Raw genomic sequence first — 10,108 nt, 5'->3', positions numbered from 1 at the left:
GGGATGCGGTTATGTTGGTGCCGCGGTGAGGTCCCACGGAGGGTCTTCTCCCTTGCTCTTGTGTTGGGGGGGGGGGGGGCGGGGGGGTGGGGCGGCCCCCCCCCCCCCCCCCCCCCCCAGGGCGGTGCGGGTGAGGCGGGCGGCGCGGCGGGTTCTGAGCGGGTTCACGGAAGTCTCCTTCGCACACTGCTGCGGGTGAATGCTCCGGGCGGGCGCGGGCGGGTACGCGTCGGGGAGCGGCCGGCCGGCGAACGGTGGGCGGACGAACGCTCCGGGACGCGCCGGGACGCCCGGCGTCACCTACACAGCGCGGTGGCGACGCGCATCAGATCGACGGCGCGCCGCACGGTGAGCCGCTGGGAAAGCCACATGCCGGGCACGCTAGCCGCAGCCCCGACTCCGGGACAACCGGGCGGTGTTGGTCGCCCGGCCGCTGCAACACCCTCTTCGTCGCGCCGACATACGGCCGTCATGCCGCGCGATCCGGCGTTCCGTCTCCGCACGGAGACGGACGTCGAGCACCCCGTGGTCATCCGGCGCATGAAGCCGCCCTCCGCCTGTTCGGCACCGGCCGCTTCGCCCTCCGGGACCGCCTGCCGGAGATCTCCTCGCTGATCGCCGGCTTCCCGACCCGCGGTTCGGCGTCGGGCACTCGCGGAGGCAGCTGTCCCGGTGGCCGGCGCCGCAGACCGGTCGCCTTCCGGAGGACGTCCGGGACGCCGCACCGGCCCGGGGCGACCTCCTTGCTGTCCACGCCGTCCGGGGCCATACCGAAGCCGCCGTCCGGGCGCTGCCGGACGCGGCCGTGCCCCCCGCGTCCGCGCCGCGCGGGCTCACCGAGGCCCGGTGTGCCGCGCCGCCCGTGCGCGAACCGGCCCGGGGCGGCACCGCCGTCACCGCCGTCTCCCGCCGCTCCGGCCCGCTCGGCGTCCGGTCGGCCGCCACACCGGCCGAGGCCGCGGCGGACCCGCTCACGGATCCGGCGATCGCCGGGCCCGAGGAGTGCGGGGCGGGCGACCGCGTGATGCTCTTGCTGCCGTCACACCCCCGTGGCCGGTGCTCCCCCACCCGCTGCGGCGACCGGGCCCGGGTCGCCCGCCACTGCCGGCGGCACAACCCGGCCGGTACGCCCGGTACTCGACGTCCCCTCACCCCACACCACGGTGTCACGCCCCGGCTGATGCCGGTGGCCACCAGGGGGTGCTCCCCCGGAGCGCCGGCCCGGCCGGGCGTGCTCCCGCCTCCGTCCCCGGATCGCACGCCGTACTGCGGCCGGCGGCCGGTGCGGGCTCCGCGCGCGCTCGCTCCCGGTGACGTCGCGCGCCCTCCCGAGGCGGGGTCGAGTGGTGCTCTAGACCGTCACCACAGCCTTTCACCACGTAACTGCCGCTGTTTCAGAGGCGAAAGGACTCACAGCGATGTTGTCTACGAACGCGGGCCGGACATGACCCGGCGCGTCGTGATCACCGGTGTCGGTGTACGCGCCCCCGGCGGCAACGGAACGAAGGCGTTCTGGGACCTGCTGTCGGCCGGCCGCACCGCCACCCGGAGCATCTCCTTCTTCGACGCGTCGCCGTTCCGTTCGCGGATCGCCGGCGAGGTCGACTTCGACGCGGCAGCCGAGGGCTTCGGCCCGCGCGAGATCCGCCGCATGGACCGGGCCACGCAGTTCGCGGTGGCCTGCACCCGCGAGGCGGTCGCGGACAGCGGCCTGGACCTGTCCGCGCTCGATCCGCACCGGGTCGGGGTCAGCCTGGGCAGCGCGGTCGCCTCGGCGACCAGCCTGGAGAACGAGTACCTCGTGATGTCGGACGCGGGCAAGCAGTGGGAGGTCGACCCCTCCTACCTGTCCCCGCACATGTTCGACTACCTCTCCCCCGGTGTCATGCCGGCCGAGGTGGCCTGGGAAGTGGGTGCGGAAGGCCCGGTGACCATGGTGTCCGACGGCTGCACCTCGGGGCTCGACTCGGTCGGCTACGCCGTGCAGCTCATCCGCGAGGGCACGGTCGACACCGTCGTCGCCGGCGCCGCGGACACCCCCATCTCGCCGATCGTGGTCGCCTGCTTCGACGCCATCAAGGCGACGACGACGCGCAACGACGACCCGGCGCACGCCTCGCGGCCCTTCGACGGCACACGCAACGGGTTCGTGCTCGCCGAGGGCGCCGCCATGTTCGTGCTGGAGGAGTACGAGGCGGCCAAGAAGCGCGGTGCGCACATCTACGCGGAGGTCGGCGGGTACGCCACCCGCTGCAACGCCCACCACATGACGGGCCTGCGCAAGGACGGCCGCGAGATGGCCGAGGCCATCCGCGTCTCGCTGGACGAGGCACGCCTGGACGGCACCAGGATCGACTACATCAACGCGCACGGTTCGGGCACCAAGCAGAACGACCGCCACGAGACGGCCGCGTTCAAGCGTTCGCTGGGGCAGCACGCCTACGACGTGCCGGTCTCCTCCATCAAGTCGATGGTCGGCCACTCGCTGGGCGCCATCGGCTCCGTCGAGATCGCCGCGTCGCTGCTGGCGATCGAGCACAACGTCGTGCCGCCGACGGCGAACCTGCACACCCCCGACCCCGAGTGCGACCTCGACTACGTGCCGCTGACCGCGCGGGAACAGCGCGTGGACACGGTGCTCACGGTCGGCTCCGGCTTCGGCGGCTTCCAGAGCGCGATGATCCTGCACCGTCCGGAGGTGGCCGCGGCATGACCACCGTGATCACGGGCATCGGGGCGGCCACGCCCAACGGCCTGGGCACCGAGGCGTTCTGGAAGGCGACGCTGACGGGCACCAACGGTGTCCGGGAGCTGACCGGCTTCGACACCTCCGCGTACCCCTCGCGGCTGGCCGGGCAGATCGTCGACTACGACGCCAAGGCCCATCTGCCCAGCAGGCTGCTGCCGCAGACCGACGTGTCGACCCGCTACGCGCTGACCGCCGCCGCCTGGGCCCTCGCGGACGCGGGGGTCGACGAGAACACCCTGCCCGACTACGACATGGGCACGGTCACCTCGAACGCCCTGGGCGGTTTCGCGTTCACCCACCAGGAGTTCAACAAACTCTGGTCGAAGGGCTCGGAGTTCGTCTCCGTCTACGAGTCCTTCGCCTGGTTCTACGCGGTCAACACCGGCCAGATCTCCATCCGGCACAAGCTGCGCGGTCCGAGCGCCGCGCTGGTGGGCGAGCAGGCCGGCGGCCTGGACGCCGTCGGGCACGCCCGGCGCACCGTGGGGCGCGGCACCAAGCTCGTGGTGTCCGGCGGTGTGGACGCCGCGTTCGACCCCTGGGGCTGGGCCTCCCAGCTGGCGGGCGGCCGGGTCACCACCGCCACCGACCCGGAGGCGGCGTACCTGCCGTTCGACGAGCGGGCGGCCGGCTACGTGCCCGGCGAGGGCGGCGCGATCCTCATCGCCGAGGACGCCGCGAGCGCCCGTGAGCGCGGCGCGCCCCGGATCTACGGCGAGATCGCCGGCTACGCCTCGACGTTCGACCCCAAACCGGGATCCGGCCGCGAACCCGGGCTGCGCCGGGCGGCCGAACTGGCCCTGGCCGACGCGGGTCTGGCGCCCGCCGACATCGACGTGGTGTTCGCCGACGCGGCCGGCCTGCCCGAGCTCGACCGGATCGAGGCGGACGCGCTGCGCGCCGTCTTCGGCCCGCGGGGTGTGCCGGTGACCGCGCCCAAGGCACTGACCGGCCGGATGTACGCGGGGGGCGGCCCCGCGGACCTGGTGAGCGCACTGCTCGCGATCCGGGACGGGATCGTCCCGGCCAGTGGCTTCACCGCCCGTGTCCCCGATGCCTACGGCATCGACCTGGTGACCGGCGAACCGCGTACCCGCCCGGTGTCGGCGGCACTCGTCCTCGCCCGCGGGCGCTGGGGCTTCAACTCGGCCGTCGTCGTCACGCGCCACACCGACCACTGAGCTGCCGTACGCCGGCAGTTCCCACCTGACAGGAGAAGACCCTCATGGCTCAGCTCGCCATCGAAGATCTGCGACGCATCCTCATCGCCTGCGCCGGCGAGGACGACAGCCTCGACCTGACCGGCGACATCCTCGACAGCTCGTTCGAGGACCTCGGTTACGACTCGCTCGCCCTGATGGAGTCCGCGGCGCGCATCAAGCAGGAGTACGGCATCGACCTGTCGGACGACGACATCGCGGACGTGGAGACGCCCCGCGCGCTCCTCGCCCTGGTCAACACCGGCACGGCATCGGCCGCCGTCTGACGTCCGGGCCCGACCGCACGCCTCCGGGGCCCGTATCCGCTGCCGCTGGGATACGGGCCCCGGCCCCTTCCGCGCCACCGCCCCGAGCCGAGGAGAACCCGCCATGGAACGAACCGTGATCCACCGCACCGAGCACACCCGTGTCGTGTCCGCACCCGCCCAGGTCGTCTACGACCTGGTGGCCGATGTCACCCTGTGGCCCGCCGTGTTCGGGCCCAGCGTGTACGTGCGCCACCTCGAACGCGACGAGCGCAGCGAGGTCTTCGAGATCTGGGCGCAGGTCAACGGGAAGGTCACCAGCTGGACGTCGCGGCGGGTCCTCGACCCCGCGCGCCGCTATGTGAGCTTCCGGCAGCAGCGCAGCTTCGCACCGGTCACCTCGATGGCCGGCAGCTGGCTGCTGCGGGAACTGCCCGACGGCCGCACCGAGGTGGTGCTGCGCCACCGCTTCAGCGTCGAGGACGACGCGCCCGCCGCCGTCGAGGCGCTGCTGACCGCGCTGGACCGCAACAGCGGCGAGGAACTGGCGGCGCTCGCCCGGGTCGCCGAGCTGGGCCACCCGGTCGCCGACGTGGTGTTCTCCTTCACCGACGTCGTCCCCATCACCGGCGGCGCCGCGGCGGCGTACGACTTCGTCAACCGGGCCGATCTGTGGGCCGAGCGGCTTCCGCACGTCAGCCGGGTGCGGCTGACCGAGGAGCAGCCGGGCGTGCAGGACCTGGAGATGGACACCGTCACGGCGGACGGCTCGGCGCACACCACCCGCTCGGTGCGCGTCTGCCACGAGCCGTCGTGGATCGCCTACAAGCAGCACGTGCTGCCGAAGCTGCTGACCGGGCACAGCGGCCTGTGGACGTTCGCGGACGGCCCGGACGGGCCCGTGGCCACCGCCCGGCACACCGTCGCCCTGAACCCGGCGACGGTGCGCGAGGTGCTCGGCGAGCAGGCCACCCTCGCCGACGCCCGTGCCTTCGTGCGCGAAGCGCTGGGCCGCAACAGCCTGACGACGATGACGCACGCCGCCGCGCACACCGGCGAGGGCAGCCAGGTCTCCGCGGCCTGAACCCGGGCCCGTACGCGAGCGGCCGCTCCTCTCCCGCACCGGGGAGGAGCGGCCGCGTCATGGCCGTGCGCGCGGTGGATCAGTAGTTGCCCAGGCCGCCGCACACGTTGAGGGCCTGCGCGGTCACCGCGGCCGCGTCGTCGCTCACCAGGTACTCGACCATGGCGGCCACTTCGCGGGTCTCCACGTAACGGCCGAGCGGCACGCGGGTGGTGATGCGGTCGTGGGTCTCCTGCTCGCTGACGCCCCAGATGCCGGCGTAGTGCTCGCGCACCCGCTCCGCCATCGGCGTCTCGACGAAGCCGGGGCACACCGCGTTGACCGTGATGCCGGTGCGGGCCAGCTCCAGGCCGAGGGCCTTGGAGAAGCCGACCACACCGTGCTTGGACGCCGAGTAGGGCGCGGCGTGCACGACGCCCTGCTTGCCGCCGGTGGAGGCGATGGAGATGATCCGGCCGGACTTCTTCGCCAGCATGCCACCGGTGTTGAGGACTTCCTTGGTCATCAGGAAGACGCTGTTGAGGTTCGTGTTGATGACGTCGAACCAGAGGTCGTCCGCGATCTCGTTGGTGGCTCCGCCGCCGCTGCGCCCGGCGTTGTTGACGAGGATGTCGACCGGCCCGAAGCGGTCGACGGCCGCGCGGACGAAGGACCTGATCTGCTCGGGGTCGGACACGTCGCACGTGGTTCCGTCGACCTCGTATCCGGCGTCCGTCAACTCCTTGATGGTGTCGGCCAGTTGCGTCTCCTGGCGCGCACACAGGTAGACGCGGGCCCCGAGCCCGGCGAGGCGCCGGGCGATCTCGAGACCGATCCCGCTGGTGGCTCCCGTGACCAGGGCAACCGGCTTGACTGCCTGTGACATGTGTTCTCCCGAATCGCTGTGACGGCAGGTGCCCACCGAGCGTGCTGGGCGCGCCTCGTGCCGTGCTGGAAGGTCCCTGGAAGCGCACCGGCCGCGCTCATGCGCCGCCCCGACCGTGCTCCAGAGCGATTCGAGCGCCGCTGGCGATCCTGGCCCGGCCACCCCCCGTCCGACGACCCATGTGAGGAACGCTCATGCCCGCGCCCGTCAGCAGTGACCTCTACACCCAGGTGCAGCAGTTCTACGCCCGCCAGATGCAGGCCCTCGACGAGGGCCGGCTGGAGGAGTACACGCAGACGTTCACGAAGGACGGCAGCTTCCAGCACTCACCGGACATCGCCCCGGCCGTCGGCCGCGACGCGATCCTCGAGGAGCTGCGGTCGTTCCTGAAGAAGTACCAGGACGACCCCACGCAGCGCCGTCACTTCTTCAACCAGATGGTCCTGGAGCCGCAGGAGGACGGCAGCATCCGCTCCACCGTGTACGCGCTGATCGTGCGGGTGCGGCCGAACGAGCGGCCGGAGGTGTGGCCCAGCACCGTCGTGCACGACGTCGTCGAGGTGACCGACGGCGAGATCCTGCTGCGCTCGCGCGCGGTGAGCTACGACCAGCTGGTCTGACGCCGTGCGGACCGCCTCCGCCCCGTCCCCCGCCCAGCTCGTGGTGCACGCCGATCTGGCACTGCGCAGCGCCCTGGCGGCCACGGCCGGCACCGAGCCCTCGCGGCTCGGGCGGGCCGCGGCCGGGGCCGCCTACCTGGACCTGTGGGTGGGCGACCGGCTGCTGCGCGCCGACGGCGGCAATCACTCGGCCACGGCCAGGTTCCTGCTGCCCCGGCTGCTCATGGAGAGCGTCGACGCCCTGTCCGTGCTGCTGGGCGCGCAGGCGCAGCGGAACACGGGGCCGGGCGCCGCGTACCGGGGTCACGCCCGGCGGCTGCACCGGGCCATGTGGCACCCCGACCACCGTGCGCGGCTCGACGGCGTGACGGCACGGCTGGACGGGCCGCCCACCGGGGAGGACCGGCTGGCCCGGCCCCTCACTTCGGTACGTCCCGCCGCGCTGCCGCTGGACCTGCACACCCTGCTCGACGAACTGGAGCGGGAACGCCGCGCCGTGGTCGCCGCCTGCGCCCTGGCGCCGACGGCGGCCCCGGCCGGCACCTGGGCCCTGGCCGACCGCTACGCGCTGCTGACCGCGGCGGCCGCTTGTCTGGACGGCTGGCGCGGCACCGGCCGGGCACGGCGGATCACCACCGACCGGGACCGCCTGGTGGCCGCCCTCTCCCGGATCGCGATCCGCCTCGGCCTCGAACCGGTCGGCCCCGACACCGAGTTGAGCGGCGTCCTGTTCGACGAGGCGGTCGCGCACTGCCGCCGGCCGGCGGCGCCGGCCCGCACGGCACCCGCCGGCGCCCGTCGGCTGGTGGGCGCGTGACCGCGCCCGCGGTGACTCACCTGCACGCCGACGGGCCCGGCGGAGCCTGGACCACGGCCGCCGAGTCGGCGCTGCACGCCGGGACCGCCGTGGTGCTGTACGCGTCGGCAGGATCCTGGAGCGCTCCCGACGGGCCCGGGCTCCGCGTCCTGCTCGGCCGGGAGTACGAGCGGTACCGGGCCGCGGGCCACCGGCCGGCGGCCCGCGCGCGCTTCGCCGCCTCGCGGCGGCTCATCAAGCACGCCGCGGCAGCCGTCCAGAACGTGCCGGCGGACGGGCTGGAGCTGGCCCGGGGGCCGGCCGGCCGGCCGTATCTGCGCGGCTGCGACGGGCTCGGTCTGAGCTTGAGCCACACCGGCGACCTGCTGGTGCTCGCCCTGAGCCTGCACGGCCCGATCGGCGCGGACGCGGAGGCGCTCGGCCGGTCCGGATGCCGCGCCCTGCTCGCGCAACGCACCTGCACCGACCAGGAGTTGGCGGATCTCCGGTCCCTTCCCGCACAGGAGCGGGGCGATGCCGTGCTGCGCCTGTGGACACTGAAGGAGGCCTACACCAAGGCCCTCGGTGTGGGCACGGGGCTGCCCTTCCGCACGTTCGGTTTCCGGGTGGAGGGCACGGCCGCCGCGCTGCACGACGACAACGGCGAGCCGGTGCGACCGGTGGAGTGGACGTTCACCACCCACCGGCTCGGCACCGGCCACGTCGTCGGTACGGCGTGCGCACGGGCGGCCGGTCCGTAGGCCGCCCGTGCGCTCAGGCGCTGAGCAATCGCTGAGCCGGGGTGAACCGGTCCAGCCGGTCGTCGTTGGCGAGCACCGCGCGGTGCAGCCGCTGCAGCCGGGGCGAGGGCTCCACGCCCAGTTCGTCGACCAGGGACTGGCGCAGGGTCTGGAAGACCTCCAGGGCCCGCCAGGGGTGGCCGGCCCGGTAGAGGGCGGTCATCAACTGGGCACACAGGTTCTCGTGCAGCGGTTGCTGGGCGACCAGCATGCGGAGCTCGCCGATGAGTTCCGCGTGCCGGCCCAGTTGCAGGTCCGCCTCGATCCGCAGTTCGAGGGCGCGGGTGCGTGCCTCCTGCATCCCGATGACCTCCATGCGCAGCACCTCGCCCAGTGGCACGTCGACCAGGGCGTTGCCGCGCCACAGGCCGAGGCCCTCGCGCAGTTTCTCGCCGGCGGTGTGCGGAGCGTTCTCGGCCATGGCACGGGTGCCGTGGGCCGTCAGCCGCTGGAACTCGACGAGGTCGCAGCGGATCGGCTCGACCGGGGCGAGCTGGTATCCCCCGTAGGAGGTGGCGAGGATGTCCTTCGCCGTCAGTCCGCCGTTCGCGGGCAGGGCATCGGTGATCTTCTTGCGTAGTTGCAGGATGTATGTCTGCAACGTGGGGGCGGCACTGCGCGGAACCGCGTCTCCCCACACCTCTTCGATCAATGTCTCCACCGAGACGACACGGCCCGCGCGAATCGCGAGCAGCGCCAGAATCTGCCGGGGTTTTCCGGCAGTCGGTACGATGGATGTGCCGTTTACTCGTGCTCCAAGTGGTCCCAGAACATCGATTTCCATGCACATGAGCATCGCAGGATCGTTGTATGGTGAACCAGTGTGCCCGGCATGAGCGGGTATGAATTCTTCACACCCGCTCACCTGACACGGTCAGCCGGCGGCCGTCAATCGATCCCCCGGACGATGTGCGGCTCCGGATCGTCGTCCTCTCCGGCCAGACGCAGCGCGGGCGCTTTCAGCGGGCCGCCCGCTTCCCCGGGGTCGCCGGGGTCGGGTTCACCGTGCTCGTGGTTCATCGGTTCCTCCTGCCGAGGCAGAGATCAGTCCTTGATCTCGCAGATGACCGCGCCGGATGTCAGCGAGCCGCCGACCTCGGCCGACAGACCCTTGACGGTGCCGGACTTGTGGGCGTTGAGGGGCTGTTCCATCTTCATCGCCTCCAGGACGACGACCAGGTCGCCTTCCTCGACCTCCTGGCCCTCCTCGACGGCGATCTTCACGATGGTGCCCTGCATCGGGGAGGCGAGGGTGTCGCCGGAGGCGACGGGGCCGGACTTCCTGGCCGCACGGCGTTTGGGCCTAGCACCGGCCGCGAGGCCCGTACGCGCGAGGGACATGCCCAGGGACGCCGGGAGGGAGACCTCCAGGCGTTTGCCGCCGACCTCGACGACGACCGTCTCGCGGCCCGCCTCGTCCTCCTCCGCGTCCGCGGGAGCGGCGAAGGGCTTGATGTCGTTGGTGAACCCGGTCTCGATCCACCGGGTGTGGACCGTGAACGGGCCGTCCTGGCCGTGGACCTCGGGCGCGAAGGCGGGGTCGGTGACCACCTTGCGGTGGAAGGGGATCGCGGTGGCCATGCCCTCGACGCGGAACTCCTCCAGGGCGCGGGCCGCCCGCTGGAGTGCCTCCCTGCGGGTGCGGCCGGTGACGATCAGCTTGGCGAGGAGGGAGTCCCAGGCCGGGCCGATGACGCTGCCCGCCTCGACACCCGCGTCCAGGCGGACA

11 protein-coding genes are annotated in these 10,108 nt (G+C 72.8%); 7 read left to right on the top strand and 4 right to left on the bottom strand.

The features are described 5' to 3' along the window. The first annotated feature begins 1,444 nt into the window (after positions 1–1,444). From ACZ63H_RS27415 to ACZ63H_RS27400, 4 genes are all read left to right on the top strand, one after another. Positions 1,445–2,713 (top strand): beta-ketoacyl-[acyl-carrier-protein] synthase family protein, encoded by a 1,269-nt coding sequence (locus ACZ63H_RS27415; protein ID WP_469869437.1) that lies wholly within the window; start codon positions 1,445–1,447, stop codon positions 2,711–2,713. After that, positions 2,710–3,930: a ketosynthase chain-length factor gene (locus ACZ63H_RS27410; protein WP_469869435.1), complete on the top strand. Its 1,221-nt coding sequence runs from the start codon at positions 2,710–2,712 to the stop codon at positions 3,928–3,930. The genes ACZ63H_RS27415 and ACZ63H_RS27410 overlap by 4 nt, the downstream gene beginning before the upstream one ends. Before the next feature lie 44 nt (positions 3,931–3,974). Continuing rightward, positions 3,975–4,235 (top strand): acyl carrier protein, encoded by a 261-nt coding sequence (locus ACZ63H_RS27405; RefSeq protein ID WP_469869433.1) that lies wholly within the window; start codon positions 3,975–3,977, stop codon positions 4,233–4,235. 103 nt (positions 4,236–4,338) lie between these two features. Beyond that, positions 4,339–5,298 carry an aromatase/cyclase gene (locus tag ACZ63H_RS27400; RefSeq protein WP_469869431.1) on the top strand — a complete coding sequence of 320 codons (960 nt, stop codon included), beginning with the start codon at positions 4,339–4,341 and terminating at the stop codon, positions 5,296–5,298. Between the two features lie 79 nt (positions 5,299–5,377). Here ACZ63H_RS27400 and ACZ63H_RS27395 read toward each other — a convergent pair whose 3' ends face one another. Beyond that, the gene (locus tag ACZ63H_RS27395; RefSeq protein WP_467943680.1) at positions 5,378–6,163 is read right to left on the bottom strand and encodes a 3-oxoacyl-ACP reductase; all 786 of its coding nucleotides are present in this window, start codon (positions 6,161–6,163) and stop codon (positions 5,378–5,380) included. Positions 6,164–6,357: 194 nt separating this feature from the next. Here ACZ63H_RS27395 and ACZ63H_RS27390 point away from each other — a divergent pair, with 194 nt between their 5' ends. Genes ACZ63H_RS27390 through ACZ63H_RS27380 form a run of 3 tightly spaced genes read left to right on the top strand, consistent with a single transcriptional unit; the run spans position 6,358 to position 8,340 of the window. Continuing rightward, positions 6,358–6,783, top strand: a complete 426-nt coding sequence (locus tag ACZ63H_RS27390; protein WP_469869429.1) for a nuclear transport factor 2 family protein — start codon at positions 6,358–6,360, stop codon at positions 6,781–6,783. 4 nt (positions 6,784–6,787) lie between these two features. Then, positions 6,788–7,600: a hypothetical protein gene (locus ACZ63H_RS27385; protein ID WP_469869427.1), complete on the top strand. Its 813-nt coding sequence runs from the start codon at positions 6,788–6,790 to the stop codon at positions 7,598–7,600. Further along, on the top strand, positions 7,597–8,340 hold the full coding sequence (locus ACZ63H_RS27380) for a 4'-phosphopantetheinyl transferase family protein (protein WP_469869425.1): 744 nt from the start codon (positions 7,597–7,599) through the stop codon (positions 8,338–8,340). The genes ACZ63H_RS27385 and ACZ63H_RS27380 overlap by 4 nt, the downstream gene beginning before the upstream one ends. Positions 8,341–8,353: 13 nt before the next feature. Here ACZ63H_RS27380 and ACZ63H_RS27375 read toward each other — a convergent pair whose 3' ends face one another. The 3 genes from ACZ63H_RS27375 to ACZ63H_RS27365 form a co-directional block, all read right to left on the bottom strand. Next, on the bottom strand, positions 8,354–9,163 hold the full coding sequence (locus tag ACZ63H_RS27375; RefSeq protein ID WP_469869423.1) for an AfsR/SARP family transcriptional regulator: 810 nt from the start codon (positions 9,161–9,163) through the stop codon (positions 8,354–8,356). A 104-nt stretch (positions 9,164–9,267) separates the two neighbouring features. Continuing rightward, the gene (locus tag ACZ63H_RS27370) at positions 9,268–9,399 is read right to left on the bottom strand and encodes a hypothetical protein (protein ID WP_469869421.1); all 132 of its coding nucleotides are present in this window, start codon (positions 9,397–9,399) and stop codon (positions 9,268–9,270) included. 24 nt (positions 9,400–9,423) lie between these two features. After that, positions 9,424–10,108: biotin/lipoyl-containing protein (locus ACZ63H_RS27365; RefSeq protein ID WP_469869419.1), on the bottom strand; the 685-nt coding region annotated here is incomplete at its 5' end.

The sequence above is a fragment of the Streptomyces sp. NPDC104831 genome, assembly GCF_055583025.1.
This window is presented reverse-complemented; position numbering and strand designations above follow the sequence as displayed.